14 protein-coding genes are annotated in these 19,139 nt (G+C 32.6%); 3 read left to right on the top strand and 11 right to left on the bottom strand.

From position 1 onward, the window contains the following. The first annotated feature begins 48 nt into the window (after nt 1–48). The gene (locus K5V07_RS06510; RefSeq protein ID WP_144891898.1) at nt 49–1,143 is read left to right on the top strand and encodes a PAS domain-containing sensor histidine kinase; all 1,095 of its coding nucleotides are present in this window, start codon (nt 49–51) and stop codon (nt 1,141–1,143) included. Between the two features lie 35 nt (nt 1,144–1,178). Here the strand turns inward: K5V07_RS06510 and K5V07_RS06505 are convergent, their stop codons facing one another. The 7 genes from K5V07_RS06505 to corA form a co-directional block, all read right to left on the bottom strand. Next, nucleotides 1,179–2,558 (bottom strand): M28 family peptidase, encoded by a 1,380-nt coding sequence (locus K5V07_RS06505; protein ID WP_221916846.1) that lies wholly within the window; start codon nt 2,556–2,558, stop codon nt 1,179–1,181. A 258-nt stretch (nt 2,559–2,816) separates the two neighbouring features. Further along, entirely contained in the window at nt 2,817–3,497 is a 681-nt protein-coding gene (locus K5V07_RS06500; RefSeq protein ID WP_221916845.1) for an ATP-binding cassette domain-containing protein, read from the bottom strand. After that, a complete protein-coding gene (locus tag K5V07_RS06495; protein ID WP_221916844.1) occupies nt 3,497–4,411 on the bottom strand; it encodes an ABC transporter permease in 915 nt (304 codons plus the stop codon). Before K5V07_RS06495 ends, K5V07_RS06500 begins: the two co-directional genes overlap by 1 nt. Nucleotides 4,412–4,477: 66 nt before the next feature. Next, entirely contained in the window at nt 4,478–6,577 is a 2,100-nt protein-coding gene (locus K5V07_RS06490; RefSeq protein WP_221916843.1) for a glycoside hydrolase family 97 protein, read from the bottom strand. Nucleotides 6,578–6,588: 11 nt separating this feature from the next. Continuing rightward, entirely contained in the window at nt 6,589–7,788 is a 1,200-nt protein-coding gene (locus tag K5V07_RS06485) for an acetate/propionate family kinase (RefSeq protein ID WP_221916842.1), read from the bottom strand. 84 nt (nt 7,789–7,872) lie between these two features. Continuing rightward, complete coding sequence (gene pta / locus K5V07_RS06480; protein ID WP_221916841.1) at nt 7,873–9,966, bottom strand: phosphate acetyltransferase; 2,094 nt, start codon at nt 9,964–9,966, stop codon at nt 7,873–7,875. Between the two features lie 49 nt (nt 9,967–10,015). Beyond that, complete coding sequence (gene corA, locus K5V07_RS06475) at nt 10,016–11,086, bottom strand: magnesium/cobalt transporter CorA (RefSeq protein ID WP_144891913.1); 1,071 nt, start codon at nt 11,084–11,086, stop codon at nt 10,016–10,018. Between the two features lie 310 nt (nt 11,087–11,396). Between corA and K5V07_RS06470 the strand changes: the two genes are divergently transcribed. After that, the gene (locus K5V07_RS06470; RefSeq protein ID WP_221916840.1) at nt 11,397–13,961 is read left to right on the top strand and encodes a zinc-dependent metalloprotease; all 2,565 of its coding nucleotides are present in this window, start codon (nt 11,397–11,399) and stop codon (nt 13,959–13,961) included. Nucleotides 13,962–14,519: 558 nt separating this feature from the next. Here K5V07_RS06470 and K5V07_RS06465 read toward each other — a convergent pair. Then, nucleotides 14,520–15,245: a bacteriorhodopsin-like gene (locus K5V07_RS06465; RefSeq protein ID WP_221916839.1), complete on the bottom strand. Its 726-nt coding sequence runs from the start codon at nt 15,243–15,245 to the stop codon at nt 14,520–14,522. Nucleotides 15,246–15,352: 107 nt separating this feature from the next. Between K5V07_RS06465 and K5V07_RS06460 the strand changes: the two genes are divergently transcribed. Further along, the gene (locus tag K5V07_RS06460) at nt 15,353–16,252 is read left to right on the top strand and encodes a Brp/Blh family beta-carotene 15,15'-dioxygenase (RefSeq protein WP_221916838.1); all 900 of its coding nucleotides are present in this window, start codon (nt 15,353–15,355) and stop codon (nt 16,250–16,252) included. 106 nt (nt 16,253–16,358) lie between these two features. Here K5V07_RS06460 and dnaK read toward each other — a convergent pair whose 3' ends face one another. The 3 genes from dnaK to K5V07_RS06445 all read right to left on the bottom strand — a co-directional run bounded on the left by dnaK (nt 16,359) and on the right by K5V07_RS06445 (nt 19,138). Beyond that, nucleotides 16,359–18,242 (bottom strand): molecular chaperone DnaK, encoded by a 1,884-nt coding sequence (gene dnaK, locus K5V07_RS06455; RefSeq protein WP_182651308.1) that lies wholly within the window; start codon nt 18,240–18,242, stop codon nt 16,359–16,361. A gap of 253 nt (nt 18,243–18,495) precedes the next feature. Then, on the bottom strand, nt 18,496–18,879 hold the full coding sequence (locus tag K5V07_RS06450) for a YchJ family protein (RefSeq protein ID WP_144891923.1): 384 nt from the start codon (nt 18,877–18,879) through the stop codon (nt 18,496–18,498). A gap of 28 nt (nt 18,880–18,907) precedes the next feature. After that, nucleotides 18,908–19,138, bottom strand: coding sequence for a hypothetical protein (locus tag K5V07_RS06445; protein ID WP_144891925.1), 231 nt, complete (start codon nt 19,136–19,138; stop codon nt 18,908–18,910). Nucleotide 19,139: the final 1 nt, after the last annotated feature.

The raw sequence follows: 19,139 nt of genomic DNA, 5'->3' as shown, positions 1-19,139 counted from the left end.
AATCGTTTTACTTTATAAAATTTAAGACAAATAAAATAAAAATCCTCAATGTACAAGGAAACAATCCATGAAGCTTCATCAAGAACAAATTATCATTTTGACAATTTTTTTAATATCTCAGCTGATTTCATATGCATTGCTGGTTTTGATGGATATTTCAAAAGAATTAATCCTGCAGTTTCAAAATTATTAGGTTTTACAGAAGAGGAGTTGTATGCCAGACCAATTAGTAGTTTTGTATACGCTCCCGACCTGCAAATTACTATAGAAACTAGAGAAGAAGTTTATAAAAACAACCCACTTTTAAATTTTGAAAACCGCTATTTAACTAAAAGTGGCGAAATAGTTTGGTTATCTTGGACATCAATGCCTGTTCAGTCGGAGAAATTAGTGTATGCCATCGCAAAAAATATCACTCATAAAAAAAAGGTTGAAGAAGAGCGCAATTTACTCCTTACTAATCTTACGCAAATTAATAAAGAACTAACTCTGTTGTCTCACAAAACATCGCATGATTTAAAATCTCCCATAAATAACATGCTCTCGGTTTTCAGTCTTATTGATGTCTCAAAAATAAATGATCCTGAAACATTAGAATTAATAAATATTCTAAAACAAACTAGTGAAAATTTAAAGCAAACTCTAAATGAGTCAATTGATGATTTAGTAGACAAAACAAATATTAATACAGCAATTGAAGAAATCAATTTAAAAGAATCCCTTACTGAAGTTCTTGAATCTATAAGTTCCTTAGTAAATGATTCCAAAGCAGCAATTCATATTGACTTTTCAGAATTTGAAAATGTAATATTTAATAAAGCATATATAAAAAGTATTTTTTTGAATTTAATAACTAATTCCATAAAGTATGCTAAGCCTAATCAATCGCCCGTAATAACTATTAATTCTAGAAAAATAAATGGAGTACACCAATTAATTTTTGCTGATAACGGAGTCGGTTTTGATATGGATAAAGTAAAAGATAAAATTTTTGGACTATATGAAAAGTTCCATAGTAATATTGATAGTAATGGAATAGGATTGTATTTGGTTTACAATCACATTACCAGTTTAGGCGGAAGAATTGCGGTAGAAAGTAAAATAAATGAAGGTGCCACATTTATTATTTCATTCAAATATTGAAAAAAATAATTGTGACACCTCCACAAACATTGAATTTATTTAGCTATTCCGTTTTGATCCATTAAGTATACTAATGAAGCCATAGCTGCAGCTCCTAGTTCTAGCTCTCTTTTATGAACTGCATCAAAAGTATCATTAGACGCATGATGATGATCAAAATAACGTTGTGAATCTGGCTGTAACCCCACTTTTACAATGTGTTTTGATTGCAATGGACCTATGTCAACACCAGAATGACCTTTGACAAACTTATGTATTAAAAAAGGTTCAAATAAAGATCCCCAACTTTTTATCTGATTAAAGTTAACCTCATCGGCATCAATTGAGAAACCTCTTGGAGAAAATCCACCCGAATCACTTTCTAAAGCAAAAATATGATTTTCCTTGTTTTTACTAGATTGAATTTCATATTCCTTACCGCCTTTTACACCGTTTTCTTCGTTCATAAATAAAACTACTCGCAAAGTATTTTTTGGCTTATACCCAATATTCTTGAAGATATTAAATACTTCCATACTTTGTACACAACCTGCACCATCGTCATGAGAACCGTCTCCTAGATCCCATGAATCAAGATGCCCACCCACAACCATAATTTGTTCTGGATGTTCAGTACCAGTCATCTCGCCTACCACATTATAGGACAGGACATCCTCAAAAGTTTCACAGGATTGTTTCAAATAAAAACTACCATTCGGATTGGCTTTTAAACTTTTACTTAAAAGTTCGGCTCCGTTTGTACTTATTGCGGCAGCAGGGATTCGTTGTTCCTTGGCAATATCTCCGTAATTAGTAGCGCCGGTATGCGGTAAATCGTCTAAACGCAAGTTCATAGATCTCACAATAACTGCTAAAGCCCCCAGTTTTCCTGCCTCTCTAGCACCAGATGATCTTTGGTCTACACAACCACTGTATGCTTTAAAAGTCTCTACAAACTCAGGATTCATGGGTCTATTAAAAAATATAATTTTTCCTTTTACTTTCTCTTCGCCAAGTGCTGCAAGTTCTTCTAAGCTTTTCACCTCAATAACGGTGGATTGCAATCCTTTTTTCGGAGTTGCTACTGAACCTCCCAAGGCACAGATAGGAAAACTTATTTTTTGTTTACCAAGTTGTAAATAGCCTGTTTCTTTCTCGCCTCTTACCCATTTTGGCACCATTACTTCTTGAAGGTACACTTTATCTAATCCTAATGTTTCTAATTGGGCTTTAGTATATAAAACGGCTTTCTCAGCTCCTGCAGAACCTGATAATCTAGAACCAATAGCATTTGATAAGTGGTCAAGCCAAGGATAACATTTGGCATTAGTTAAAGATGATTTGTATATATCTTTTAAGGTTTGTTCTTCTTTTGATTGAGCAAAGAAGCTACACGTAGCCATAAAAAGTGACGCAACAACAATTGATTTTTTCATAGTGAATTTAGACTTTCTAAGAATTCTTAATAATAATTTAGGTTTTGGTTTTCGTTGCAATTTCGTAATTCCAAACGAATAATGTAAGAGTAATTTAAAATTAAATTTTAAGTTGTTTCAGGATAATTTGTTTTGCAGCTGTTAAGGTCTTTATTAGTAATAATTTTATTTAAATAGTGTGGAAATACAATTTATGGCTGTTTATCGAACATTTATTTGAAATTTATAATTCGGATTTAAGAAAACCTCAGAAGATGATTATTTTAAATTCAATCGCTCAATTTTATTACCAATTGTAAATAATTTCATCTCATTTTCTAAAACACTAAACTGATCTTTCAAAACGCTTTGAATAATTCTTCCATTTTTTAAAAGCATTATTTCATCGCAAGTATCACTTAAAGTCGAGAAAATATGAGACGATATTATAATTGATTTCCCCATTTCTTTGAGTTTTTGGATTATTTCAATTATGATTATATTACTTTGAATATCAACGCCGTTAAAGGGTTCGTCTAAAATAATAACTTTATTTTCTTGCAATAGCAAAGCAGTTAATGCCAGTTTTTTTTTCATTCCTGTTGAATATTTTACAGCATATTCATCTAATGGTAAATCAAAAATATTTCTTTCACCCAAATCAGTACTCGAAATATTTCTAGCATTGCATAATAACTTGATATACTCATTACCGGTTATTTTTGGAAAAAAGTAAGGTTCTGTTTGTAAATATCCTAAATAATTTTTTAGCAATCCAAATTCATATTTTACTATTCCTTCATGTTTTTCTAATCCAGCAATACAGTTAAATAAGGTTGTTTTTCCTGCCCCATTTTCTCCGACTATTCCATAAACTTTTCCATTCAAAAAATTAAAATTTATGTTTTCTAAAACAATTTTAGATCCGTATGATTTTGACAAATTTTCAATACTAATCATTATAATATCTCTTTTAATTTTTTAATTGACTGCAAGTATAAATACGGAATAATAAACAATATCAATGGTGGAAGCCATAATGTTAGTCCAAATACAATTCCATATCTAATATTTAATTTATCAGGGAAAATGGAGTACTTTGCTAACATGGCTGTTAAGATAAACAGGTATCCTAAAAATTGAAAAACTAAAATTATTTCAATCTCAGAATAGAAGAACACTGACAAACCTATAATTATTGGCAAACATAAAATTGTTGCGTACAAGATTATGATCTTTAATTTGTATCTAATAAAATCTTTAGGAGACTTAGAAAAAATCCAGACATAAAATTTATCTTCAGTAGTTGTGTAATAGTTTAAACAGGATAACATAACCACAATGAGTGAAAAAATTCCTAAATTAAAATTATGCACACTAATAGACATAAATATCAAAAAATAAGCGAATATGTAGATGTAATAATTTGTTCTAAAACCAACAGCAAACTCAAATGGGTATTTGTAAAAAGGAGTTGGAAACGTAAAATTAGCTTTGGTTTTAAAACTCATTAGTGATAAAAAACAAACTGTAATAAGAAGAATAACCGCATTAAAATATTTTTCTTGATAACATAAAAAAATTATGAATGCACTAGAAATAATTAAGTTTTCGAGGATTCTTATTTTGAAACATTCAACTCTTGAAAAATGAAGCTTTAAAAATTCATTTTTACGTATTTCATTTAAACTTACTATAACACCTAAAGAAATTACCATGAAGATATAGTCAGCATATTGCGTTTTTTCAAATAATTTATTTGATGAAAATACAAATACACAAAAACCTACCACATAACCTATTATTGGTTCAATTCCCCACTCGGTTAACTGTCTGTTAAACATTCTAAAACGTAAAATAAAATAGTCTTTCATTGTAATAAATGGCAAGATTGCAATTATCTAGTAACTAATTTCATTATTTGATCGGATCTGATGCAACTATTTTTCTAATGGCTCAAAACTAACAGCTGTACCTCCGCCCGCTGCCAAGATTAATTTTAGTTTTGATTTATTAGTGACCGTCATTGTTTTTATTAGATAGGCAATTGGATTGTTTTTCCAGTCTGCATTTGCTGCATCGGCATATACAGTTGCTTTGTACTTTTTACTTGGAGTAAGAAAATCCAATTTCACTTCTGAAGTTCTTGCATTTTCATCCGTGATTGCTCCTAAAAACCAAGTTTCTTTTCCTTTTGTTTTTCGGGCAACTGTTACGTAATCTCCAGGTTCAGCTTCTAAATATTTACTTTCGTCCCAATCTGTTTCAACGTCTTTGATAAACTGAAAAGCATCCGGATATTTTTCGTAATTTTCTAATAAATCAGCAGCCATTTGTAACGGAGAATACATGGTTACATACAATGCTAATTGTTTGGCTAAAGTGGTATGAACCTGCTCTGTTTTGTTTTTGTCGTAATAACTCATTTTTATTTCAAAAATTCCTGGCGTATAATCCATAGGTCCACCTAATAGTCTGGTAAATGGCAAAATAGTTTCGTGCATAGGAGGATTTCCAACACTCCAAGCATTGAATTCATTTCCACGAGCCGCTTCGGCAGCAATATAGTTAGGATACGTTCTGCCCACACCAGTTGGTCTTGACGATTCATGAGAGTTTACCATAATCTTGTAATCAGCAGCGCGCTTTGCAACGAAATTAAAATGGTTTACCATGGATTGCCCGTCATGAAATTCACCACGCGGAATAATTTTACCCACATAACCCGATTTTACTGCGGGATAATCGTATTTTTTCATCAAATCAAAAGCTCTATCCAAGTGTCTTTCATAATTATTGACAGAACCTGATGTTTCATGATGCATGATCATTTTGACGTTTTTTTCTTTGGCGTAAGCCGAAAGTGCTGCAATATCAAAATCTGGATATGGCGTTGTAAAGTCAAAAACTTCCTCTTTCCAGTTGCCATTCCAATCTTCCCAACCTACATTCCAACCTTCAACTAGAACGCCATCAAAACCGTTTTTAGCAGCAAAATCAATGTATCGTTTGGTATTTTCGGTAGTAGCACCATGTTTTCCTGAGGCTTTTGGCGCATCCGCAAAATTAGTAGCATTTTGAGAACCTGCATAATCCCAAGTAGATTTCCCTACGTGCATTTCCCACCAAATTCCAACATATTTCATGGGTTTTATCCAAGAAGTATCCTCAATTTTTGAAGGTTCATTCAGGTTTAAAATCATCTTTGAACCAACAATATCTCTAGCATCATCGCTAATCATGATGGTTCTCCAAGGCGATACACAAGGCGTTTGCAAGTAGGCTTTGTCACCAATAGCATTTGGAACTAATTCGGCATTTAATTTATAATTGGTCACATCAGCATTCAAATGCATTACTGGATAATTGACCACAGCCGCTTCAAAAATATTGAGATACAATCCGGATGGTGCTTTCATCATCAAAGGTGTTTGAACCATATATTTCCCTGGAATGGATTTTACTCCAATACCGTTGTTCATATTGATTTTGGAATTATCAATTTCAGAAAATTTCGTTTCATTGTATTCGTATTCATTACTATCGAAATCACCTGGAATCCAAAAAACTTTATTGTTCTCAGTTAGATTAAATTGGGTAATCTCATCAGAAATAATGAAATAATTCAGCTCCGCTTGTTTTGGGAAATCATATCTAAAAGCTACCCCTTCATCGAAAACTCGGAAAATGATATTCATTTTTACCTTCGTTTCCGTGTTGATGAGCAAAAGAGTAAGTTCATTGTAGTGATTTTTAATACTCGATTGTTCCCCTAAAACGGGCTTCCAAGATTCATTGAAACTGGAAGTTTTTGAATCCAAAATTTCAAAATTAGCATCTAAAGCTGATTTATCCTTTAATTTGATCCCTAAAGCACTTTCTAAAACCGCCGGCTTATTTTTGTAATTTATAGAATAACTGGGTTGACCATTAGGAGCTAGCTTAAAATTTACGGCTATTTTTCCCGATGGGGATTGAATGCTTTGAGCGTAGCCAAAATGGAAAAAGAGTAGCAAAGTAATAATTATAATTTTTTTCATTTTTTGTTTTTTTAACTAGTCAGCAATTCAAATACTTGTTTCGCAATTTCTACTTCTTCATTTGTAGGAACCACTAAAATTTTTGTTGGTGAATCAGCAGTATTAATTTCTCGAATTTCTTTGGATCGAATTTCATTTTTGGATGCATCCAAAGCGATACCAAAATATTCCATATCCGTACACACTAACTTGCGGATGTATGAAGAATTTTCACCTATTCCTGCGGTAAAAACAATAGCATCTAATCCGTTTAAAACCGCTGCATAAGACCCAATATATTTCTTGATACGGTAGGCATTCATGGCCAAAGCCAATTGGCAATCAACATTTCCGTTTTCAGCATTGGCTTCAATATCCCTTAAATCACTGTAACCCGTAAGACCTAACATACCACTTTGTTTTTGCAGCATCGTATTTACAGAATCTAGTGAATAGCCTAAAGTGTTCACCAAATAAAAAATCACGGATTGATCCACATCTCCACTTCGGGTACCCATAATTAATCCGTTCATGGGACCAAAACCCAAAGTATGATCCATACTTTTTCCGTCTTTTATTGCTGTCATGCTGCAACCATTTCCTAAATGAATGGTTATAATTTTAGAACTAGAGGTAAGCGAATTTTGTTTTAAATATTGAATGGCGTTCTCCGAAACATATTTGTGGCTCGTGCCATGAAAACCGTATACCCTAATCTTATTTTCGGTCAAAAGATACTTTGGAATTGCATATTGATGCGCCACTACGGGGATACTTTGATGAAAAGCCGTGTCAAAAACAGCTACTTGTTGTGCTGCTGTAAAAATTTCTTCGGCAACAATTATTCCTTCAAGATTAGCAGGATTGTGTAAAGGAGCCAACTCAAATAGTTGTCTTATTTTATCTTTAACAGCATCATTAATAAGTACGGTATTCGAAAAATCATTCCCGCCATGTACCACACGATGTCCTACCGCTTTAACTTCATCAGTACTTTGAATAACACCAATAGTTGGATTCATTAATAGCTGAGCAATTTTCTCTAAGCCTATTTTATGATTGGGAATTGAAAGTGTCTCTTCTAATTTAGTGGTACTCGTTACGTATGTTAAATTAGAAGTTTCTAAGCCTATTCTATCAATCATCCCTGAGCAAATAATCTCGTTTGCTGGCATGTTAATCATTTGGTATTTTATCGATGAACTTCCTGAGTTTATGATAACTATTTTCATTTAAATTTTATTAAAAGATTAAAAAATTGAAATATTAACTGATTAATTTTTTAATCTTTTAATACTTCAATCTTTAAATTAAAACTACAATCCTTGTGCTTGAATTGCTGTAATTACAACTGTATTTATGATGTCATCAATGGTACAACCCCTACTTAAATCATTTACTGGTTTATTTAATCCTTGTAACATCGGACCAATGGCGAGCGCTCCTGTTTCTCTTTGAACTGCTTTGTAGGTGTTATTTCCTGTATTTAAATCAGGGAAAATGAGCACACTGGCTTGACCTGCTACTTCAGAATTTGGTAATTTACTTTTCCCAACGGTCATATCCACAGCGGCATCATATTGTATAGGTCCTTCAATTTTTAAATCAGGACGTTTTTGGCGAACAATTTCGGTAGCTGCTCGAACTTTATCCACTTCATCCCCTTTACCTGAAGATCCGGAAGAATAAGAAAGCATGGCAATTTTTGGTTCAATTCCAAAAGCCAAACTTGAATCGGCAGAAGAGATGGCTATTTCAGCGAGTTGCTCTGCAGTAGGATTAGGATTGATGGCACAATCCCCAAAAACGGAGACGCGATCCTCCAAACACATAAAAAATACTGAAGAAACCACGGAGGAATTCGGTTTTGTTTTAATAAACTGTAAGGCTGGCAAAATAGTATGTTGTGTAGTATGAGCAGCTCCAGAAACCATTCCGTCAGCATGACCTTTGTAAACCATCATGGTGCCAAAATACGAAACATCTTCCATCAAATCTTTAGCCATACCAAGTGTTACGTTTTTGGCTTTTCGCAACTCAAAATAGGTATTCACATAATCGTCATAATGTTTTGATTCAATGGGATTAATTATTTTAATTTTCGAAAAATCAAAATTCAAACCCAACTCAATAATTTTATTTTCAATTTGTTTTTTGTTTCCAATGATTGAAATATCAACTACATCCATTTCTAGTAATCGAGAAGCTGCGGCCAAGATTCTATCATCATTGCCTTCGGGCAATACAATATGTTTGCGGTGTTGTCTGGCTCTTTTTACCAAGTTATACTGAAACATTTTAGGAGTCATTCCATCAGCTTCAAACGTTATTAGTTTCTCGGATAACGTATCAACATCCATATACTTCTCGAAAGTAGCGATAGAAATTTCAATTTTCTGTTTGTTGTTGGCATAAATTTTAGATTTAATACCGCCTATTTTATTCGTAATATAATACGTTCCTTCCTCTACGGCAATGATCGGCACTACGGTTGAAAGTCCTTCAATTAACTTTAAAATACTTATTTCTGGCAGAATGTTTCCAGTTAATACAATACCGGAGATTGTAGGATAGTTGACCGATTCATTGGCTTGTAAAGCTCCAAGGATTATATCGGCTCTATCTCCGGGAGTAATAACAAGACTGTTTTCTTTGAGATGCAATAAGTAATTCCTTAATTGCATAGCTCCTACACTAAAGTTTCCTGTTTGATTGTTCAAGTGAGCCTCTCCAAAAAGTACTTTTGCATCCAGCTCTTTTACAATTTCTTGTACTGTAGGATTATTTAAATGATGAATCATAGGAATACTACTCACCATCACAGTATTTGGCAAGGTTTTTAATAATCCATTGGTAACTAATGTTATGTTTTCGGGTTGCACTTTATTGGCAATTACGGCAAGAACTTCTACGTCTTTCACCTTGAAAGAATCATAGGCTAGATACAAACTGTCTAATAATTCTTCGAGAGTTTTCCCTACTCCAGATCCTACAATAATGGTGGGAATTCCAAGATTTTTGGCAATAAGCACATTCATATCGAGCTCAATTACGGTTCCTTCACCACTAAACCCCGTTCCTTCTACTAGTATAAAATCAAAACGTTCTTCTAGTTTTTTATATTTTTCGATAATTAAATCTAGGACCTCCCCTATTTTTCCTTTATTTTTTTTCTTAATTAATTTGCTTTTGGTAATAGCAAAAGCATCTTCAAAAGCGATATCAAGACCAAAATGACCTAATACGGTTTCAATATGATTGTCAAAACCTCCTTCCTCGATGTCCTCAATGATAGGTCTAAAATAACCTACTTTGGCTGTTTTCCCTATAAGCATGCTCATAAGTCCAAGAGTAACAATCGATTTTCCACTATTTTGCTCGCTGGTTGCGATATATATTGCTTTGTTCATTTTTTATTTTTTTAATTATCAAAAGGAAAACTAAAGTTATTAAACAGTATTAAAACCAACGTCTTTTTTTAAAATAAATAATCATTCCAATTACTATTAAAAACATGAAACCCATTACGGTTTGATAGCCGTATTTGTACTTTAATTCTGGTAGATTTTCAAAATTCATTCCATATACACCTACAATAAATGTAAGCGGAATAAATATTGCAGATACAATAGTAAGCGTTTTCATAATTTCGTTCATCTTATGCGTTTGAGCCGAAAAAAAGAAATTAGAGGCACTCTCCAATGAGTCCATATCCGAATCAATTTGCTCTAAAAGTTCTAAGCACTTTTGATGTAAACGAGCAAAAAAACTAAAAGTATCCGCCTCAACTACATTAAAAATAGAATCATCTTTTATGCTTTTAATATCGTACAAGGAATCTCGAAGTGGAATAATCGCTCGTTTTAACACATTCAAGTTGTCACGGTGTTTCTCTATTCGCTCTAAAATTATAGGATCGGGATTTTCTTTAGTTAGATTTATAAGCTCTTCTACTTTATCCTCTTCGCTTTCTAGTGTAATGTAAAAATTTTCAATAATGGCGTCTAGCAATATATACAATAAGTAATCAGGACCTTTTACGCGTACAAGACCTGAATGGGTTCTAATCCTTTCTCTAATGTGTGAAAAAAAATCACTTCTTTTTTCCTGAAACGAAATTAGAATTCCATCTTTTAACAAAAAACTAATTTGTTCAATACTAATGTTCTCTGAATTCTCAAGAGGTAAAAGCGATTTAATATTGAAGAATAAAAAATCATGTGATTCTTCAAATTTTGTTCTTCGTACCGTGTTTAAAACATCTGATAAAATAAAATTATCAATATTAAAATGTTTTCCTATGGCTTGCAACCAATCTACATTATTAAGTCCGTGAATGTTGAGCCAGTTTATTTTAGAAAAATCAATTAACTGATTTAATTGTTCCACTTTAAAATCAGTGTACTCTGTAAAATCAATATCATTATAAACAAACAATTGCATCTCAGACTGCATGTCCTTGTGAATACCGGTATATTCAAGATGATACGGTACTAATTTCTTGCCCTTTTTGTATTTAATTTTTCTCATTAGTATTCAGTAAACTTCTTGTATAACGGTTTGGGGTTGTTGTAGTGATTTTAAGTAAAATCGCCACTATTTCTCACTCAAAACAAAAGTAATGAGAATTAAATGACTAAGTAATAAAATGACTCTCGAAAAATAATAAAGTTTCAAAAATCAAACGAATGTTAATTTATGTTAATTATTATCGTTTGGAAATTTTAAGAGTTCATTATTAAAAATATATCAATAGATTTGGAAATTAAAGATGAATAAATACGAATGCGCTCTATTTATTTACATAAAACTAATTATTAACTATAATATGTAGAATTACATGCTTAAAAAAAAACTAACTCTAATTATTGCGTGCATCGCACTTTTTGCTGCTCCTGAGACATTTGCTCAAAGCAAAAAAAAGAAAAAAAATGACAAGACAGCTATTACTCAACCAGTAGCTAAACCAGCAGAGGCTAAAAAAGAACCTAAACCTTATAAAAAAGTTATAGACTCCACAGCTGTAACCCAAAAAGGATTAATTGATGTTCATAAAACAGATAATAAGTACTTATTCGAAATTCCGGATAGCTTACTTGGTAGCGAAATTATGACAATTACTAGATATTCTAAAACACCTGCGGGTGGAGGAATTTTTGGTGGTGAAGAAATTAACAGACAAGTAGTTCGTTTTGAAAAAGGAATGAACAACAACATTCTTTTACGATCAATTACCTACGTAATTATGTCACCAGATGAAGATAAACCAATGGCACAAGCCGTAAAAAATTCTACATCTGATCCTATAATTGGGAACTTTGACGTACTTGCGTACAAAAAGGATGAAGCTGGAAAAATTACAGGATATGTACTTGATTTAACTTCAACTTTTGATGCTGATGTACAAACTTTTTCACTTGATCCCATCAAGAAACAGTTGTTAAATATTCAAGCTTTTCAAAAAGACAGATCTTATATTTCTAAAATAAGTAGTTTCCCGATTAATACAGAAATTAGAACTGTAAAAACATTTACAACAGTACCACCTAGAATTAATCTTACTCCTACTCCACAAATTGGCGTGAACCTTCCATCAGCACTTGATGCAGGTGTAGTAACTGTAGAGATGAATACTTCTATGCTTTTATTACCAAAAAAGCCCATGCGTAAAAGAGTTTTTGATGCGCGTGTAGGTTATTTTGCAAATGAATACAGTGTTTTTGAGGAAGAATCTCAAAAATCAGAAAATAAAGTATTTGCTGTAAGATGGCGTTTAGAACCAAAATCTCCAGAAGATGCTCTAAAACAAAAAAATGGAGAATTAATTGAGCCTTTAAAACCAATAGTATACTACATTGACCCTGCTACTCCTGAAAAATGGAAAAAGTTTATCAAACAAGGTATTGATGACTGGCAAGTAGCTTTTGAAGCTGCTGGATGGAAAAATGCAATTAGAGGAGAATATTGGCCAGAAAATGACCCGACAATGAGCTTAGAGGATGCTCGTTTTTCAGTACTTCGCTATTTTGCTGCCGACATTCAAAATGCTTATGGACCAAATGTACACGATCCTAGAAGTGGAGAAATTCTAGAAAGTCACATCGGTTGGTACCATAATATCATGAGTTTATTGCGTAACTGGTACTTAATACAAACGGCAGCGGTAGATCCTGCAGCAAGAGCAAAGAAATTTGATGACAAATTAATGGGCGAATTAATCCGTTTTGTGTCTTCGCATGAAGTAGGTCATACTTTAGGATTACGTCACAATATGGGAGCTAGCTCAGCAACTCCTGTAGAAAAATTGAGAGATGCAGCATACCAAGAAAAAAATGGTCACACATCATCTATAATGGATTATGCTCGTTTTAATTACGTTGCGCAACCAGAAGATGGTGTAAAACATTTGTTCCCTAGAATTGGTGATTATGATAAATGGGCAATAAAGTGGGGTTATTCTTATTTTGAAGACAACAAAACTGAAGCACAAGAAAAAACAGTTTTGAACGATATGACTAAAGAAGCCTACAAAAACAATCGTTTATGGTTTGGAACTGAATCAAGTCCTTATGATCCAAGATATCAAACAGAAGACATTGGAGACAATGCTATGAGAGCATCTGACTATGGTATTAAAAACTTAAAAAGAATTTTACCAAACTTAATAGAATGGTCCAAAGAAGATGGAGAAAGCTATGCTGAATTAGATGAACTTTACGGAGCACTTACTGGACAATTTAGAAGATACATGGGACACGTTACTAAAAACGTGGGTGGTATTTATGACAACCCTAAAACCTATGATATGTCAGGAAATCAATTTCAAGTAGTTCCTAAGAGTATTCAAAAAGATGCAGTATCATTTCTTAATACGCAGTTATTCACCACTCCAAAATGGTTATTAGATCCAAACGTTCTTTCAAAAATCAATCCTGATAGTGGTGTTGAAGCAATTAAATCAATGCAAGATGCTACGTTGTCAAGCTTAATGACAGGAGATCGTATGGTAAGACTAATGGAAAGTGCTACAGCAAGTAAAGACAACTACAGCGTAGACGAATTATTATCTGACTTGAATAAAGGAATTTTCTCTGAACTTAAAACAAGTAGCTCTATTGATATATTTAGAAGAAATATTCAAAAAATTTATGTAGATAAAATGATTGAACTTTTAAAACCTGGTACTACAACAGTACGATCTGTGCCTGTGGGAGTTACTTACGGATTTAATTCAAGAAGAGTAAACCTAGCGCAAACTGATTTACCATCTATTGCAAGAGGTCAATTAATTGCACTGAAAAATGAATTAAAAATGTCATCTTTAAAAATGACTGACAAAATAAGTAAATACCATATTCAAGATTTAATTTATCGCATAAGTGATGCTTTAAATCCTAAACAATAAATACTAGAGGGAAACTGTGTTAATGACAGTTTCCCTTTTCATATTAGATATGAGACAAAATTGCTCATAAAGCACCAATTTTGCTCATAAAATAAAATAAGCCCATTAGTATCCCTAAAATACTTTTGGGCTTTTTTTGTGCTTTATACCATCCCTAATTAAACCATAGTGAGAAAGTAGATTACCTATAAATAACCCATCATAAACTTATATAAACGCAGTTTTAATTTTCTTAAACAGACAAAATAGCCATCAACATCATATAAAAATATACTGAAATTACATTCAATAGCGAGTTACAGTTTAAACTAAAAACTAAAAGAAATTGAATATGCTAAATATTGAGAAATCAAGTTCAAATTGTACATAAATGATCAAAAATACCAATTACATATAATTAACTATTTTTGTTAAAATAGCAAAAAGGGCAACTTTGCATGAAAAATGCAATTTTGTTTAATAATTTTCATAGAAAACTAGCACATAAAACTTATAAAAACAAAAAAACCGAGCTATTACAAGCTCGGTTTACTAACATTAAATATAAAAAAAAGGAAATTAATCTTTTGAAGATTTTACGGCAAGGTTGTAAATTACTAAACCAAATCCAATTTTATTAATTGCATCAGCAATGTTATATGCAACATCTATGTTCCCTTCTGGGATGATTCCGTTGTACCACCCTGTAGTTCCCATCATGTATCCTAATGGATAGATTGACCACCCTACAAGTACGAACCAACATAAAATTTTGTGTGCTTTTTGCACCTCAACTCCAGCTGCTGCAGCAAGTTTTGATGCCTCACCAAACCAAATTTCATACACAATAGCAAAGTATGCCGCTCCTGAAACTGCACCCCAAAAAGCAGCGCTATCTGGTGCTACAACTTCTCCTAAATAACCTGTAAATAACATGATTACAGAGTAAATAATCATTTTCCATAATAAAGACTGTTTTGCTCCAGCTACCTTTAAAATTAAGTAAAACTCTAAACACATTAATGGCACCGTCAATACCCAGTCAACATAACGGAAGAATGTTGGTGATTCACCAAATGAAGCCCAATAATCTCTCATGTAAAAATAATGCACTGCTGCAATGAAAGTAATTAAACCTGAAACTAAAACTGATGTACGCCATTTTTTATCAAACTGGCTCAGTGATAAGAAGAAAAAAGCTGATGCGGCCATCATAGCCATACAGCCTACAAAAAAAGTAAACCCTACATAATCTGTTGGTAGCATTTTTCCAACTAGTCCTGAAATAAACATAAAATTTGTCATAAAATAAGTTTTTGATATTTTGTTCAACCAAATGTAATAAAAGTTAAACGAATAAAATGATTTTTTTTAATATTTTTTTAACTATTTTTAGACAATAATTAAATTTTATGAAAAATTATTCAAATATCGTAATTGTAGCAAGCTTTTTCGGACTATGGATTGATTCTTACCTTACAAGCCAATTTCAAATAATTCTGGGTTTTTTCTTAATATTTACTTTTGGAATTTTGCATGGTGCCAATGACATTCTTTTAATTCAGCATCTAAATCCTGTCCAAAAAAAGAATTCTCAACATAAAACGCTTCTATATTATGTTGTAGTTGTACTTGTGGGTGTTCTATTATTCTATACTTTACCTCAAGTTGCCTTACTTCTATTTATTATAGTTAGTGCCTACCATTTTGGCGAACAGCAATGGCATAGTGTTAAAACCAAACTCAATAATTTGGTTTGTATTTTATTTCAGTTTTTATACGGTTTAATTTTACTGTTACTTTTATTCTATTTTCACAGCAACCAAGTTCAAGATATTGTACATAAAATTACGCATGTGACTGTTCCTTTAGCTGCATTCACTATAGTTTTACAAATCACGGCTATATTATTTGGACTTTTTATCTGTTACCTATTTTGGAAATTTGAATCCTTAAGAAGTAAAATTGCTCTAGAAGTATTCTTTTTGATATTATTTGCAATACTTTTTAAGGCTTCTAGTTTAATTTGGGGATTTGCATTATACTTTGTGCTCTGGCATAGCATTCCGTCTATTATAGACCAAATTATTTTTTTGAATGGTACTTTTACATTTAAACATTTTAAAGCGTACTGTAAAGCCGCTTTCATCTATTGGTTTGTTTCAATTGTAGGGATTGCTATTTTGTTTTTCATTTGTAAAGATGAACATTTTTTTAATGCACTCTTTTTCTCCTTTTTAGCGGCAATAACGTTTCCGCATGCAGCAGTCATTGCTAATATGTCTAATGAGGAAAAAAACAATACTTTATAAAACAAAAAAACCGAGTAATTGCTTACTCGGTTTTAATATTAGTATAATTTCAAATCAATTTGATATAACATCTAATTGATTTCCATTCATGAAATGGAATTTAAAATTATTTTACTTCTTCAAATTCTACGTCTTCTACGTTGTCTCCTTGAGTAGCTTCGCCTTGTGGTTGTTCTCCTTGTGGTTGTTCTCCTTGAGCATACATAGCTTCAGTAGCTGTTTTCCAAGCTGCATTGATGTTATCAAGAGCTGTTTGAATTGCTGGAACATCTTGAGACTGGTGAGCCATTCTCAATTCAGTTAATGCATATTCTACTGCTACTTTGTGATCATCAGCTAATTTAGAACCTAATTCTTTCAATTGAGTTTCTGTTTGGAAAATCATAGAATCAGCTTCGTTGATTTTCTCTGCTTTCGCTCTTAAAACTTTATCAGATTCAGCGTTAGCTTCAGCATCTTGTTTCATTCTTTCGATTTCTTCAGAAGTTAATCCAGAAGAAGCTTCGATACGAATATCGTGAGATTTACCAGTTCCTTTATCAGTTGCAGATACTTTGATGATACCATTAGCATCAATATCAAAAGTTACTTCAATTTGTGGAACTCCTCTTGGTGCTGGTGGAATACCATCTAAGTTGAAACGACCGATAGTTTTGTTATCAGCAGCCATTGCTCTAGCACCTTGAAGAACGTGTAATTCAACAGTTGGTTGAGAATCAGCAGCAGTTGAAAAAACTTGTGATTTTTTAGTTGGAATAGTTGTGTTAGCTTCAATTAATGTAGTCATAACACCACCCATAGTTTCGATACCTAAAGATAAAGGAGTAACGTCAAGTAACAATACATCTTTTACATCTCCAGAAAGAACTCCACCTTGAATAGCTGCTCCAATTGCAACAACCTCATCAGGGTTAACTCCTTTAGACGCTTTTTTACCAAAGAATTTTTCAACTTCGTCAGCAATTCTTGGCATACGAGTAGAACCTCCTACAAGGATCACTTCGTCAATATCAGAAACAGATAAACCTGCATCTTTTAATGCTCTAGCTACAGGAGCCATAGAACGTTTTACTAAAGAATCTGATAATTGCTCAAATTTAGCTCTAGATAATTTTTTTACTAAGTGTTTTGGTCCAGAAGCAGTAGCTGTTACGTAAGGTAAATTGATTTCAGTCTCTGCAGAAGAAGACAATTCAATTTTAGCTTTTTCAGCAGCTTCTTTAATACGCTGTAATGACATTGGGTCTAAACGCAAATCAACACCTTCTTCTGATAAAAATTCATCAGCTAACCAGTCAATGATTGTTTGGTCAAAATCATCTCCACCAAGGTGAGTATCACCATTTGTAGACAATACTTCAAATACTCCGTCTCCTAATTCAAGAACAGAAATATCAAATGTACCTCCACCTAAATCGTAAACAGCAATTTTTTGATCAGTACCTTTTTTATCTAATCCGTAAGCTAATGCAGCAGCAGTAGGCTCATTGATGATACGCATCACTTTAAGACCTGCAATTTCACCAGCTTCTTTTGTAGCTTGACGTTGTGCATCATTAAAGTAAGCAGGAACAGTAATAACTGCTTCAGTAACTGTTTGACCTAAATAGTCTTCAGCAGTTTTTTTCATTTTTTGAAGTGTCATAGCTGACAATTCTTGAGCAGTGTATAAACGACCATCAATATCCACACGTGGTGTATTGTTGTCTCCTTTTACTACACTGTAAGGAACTCTTTTTGATTCAGCCGAAACTTCACCAAAACCTTGTCCCATAAAACGTTTGATAGAAGCAATAGTCTTAGTTGGATTAGTTACTGCTTGTCTCTTAGCAGGATCTCCTACTTTGATCTCTCCACCTTCAACAAAAGCGATGATAGATGGTGTTGTTCTTTTACCTTCTGCATTAGGGATAACAACTGCTTCATTACCTTCCATTACAGAAACACAAGAGTTGGTAGTACCTAAATCAATTCCGATTATTTTACCCATTTTTATTATATTTAATTTTACTTTATACTTATTTAAAGGCTCGAAAACCAATAGTCAATCTTTGTGCCAACACTTTGTCAGTATGTAAAATGTCAGTTTAACCACTTATTGGCGGAAAAATTGCTGACAACTTGACATTTTACTTTCATTTAACCATTTATACAATAAATTAGAAGATAAACATAAGAGTCTAAAAAATTATTCACTAATAAACTTTTAGTTTAAAAATTACGAACAAAAAATGGTGCCTTTTTTAATCAAAAAAAACACCATTTTCGTAAAACCAATCTCCATTTTCATTTACAAATGTAGATCGTTCATGATGAATATGACTTTTATTATACGCATCTTTATAGTACGCCTTAAACTCTACAATAGTAGGCGTAGATTCAATTATTTCTAGTTTAAGCCAAGTATTGCTTTTAGCCCACTGCAAAATATCATTAAAAGGATGCAACACTCTTACATGAGGTACAGTAGTTGCAACGAGATAAGTAGCATTATGAGTGGCATAAGCGCTGTACCTAGATCGCATTAACTCTTCGGCAGAAATAGCTTTAACACTTTTATTCAGTATTGGTCCACAACATTTTTCAAATGATTGCAAAGTTCCACAATGACATTTAATTGTACTCATAAATCATTATTATTAAACCTCGTGAAATTTAAAGTTCAAGAGAATTATTAATTTTTTGATGCAACTGATTCAGTAAAACTTGATATTTACTAATCTCTATTAAGTCCTCGTCATCATCTGAAAAATCAAGAAGATCATCAAGAGCTTCACTTACTTCTACTAATTTGTTTTTGGCGTCAAGCATATTCTTAGCAGCAATACAATCTATAATTTCTTGAACACTTAGTTTCAAGCTAGAAAATTTATTTATGTTCTCCATG

The organism is Flavobacterium sp. CHNK8 (genome assembly GCF_019774515.1).
GTDB classification, from domain to species: domain Bacteria; phylum Bacteroidota; class Bacteroidia; order Flavobacteriales; family Flavobacteriaceae; genus Flavobacterium; species Flavobacterium tiangeerense.
This window is presented reverse-complemented; position numbering and strand designations above follow the sequence as displayed.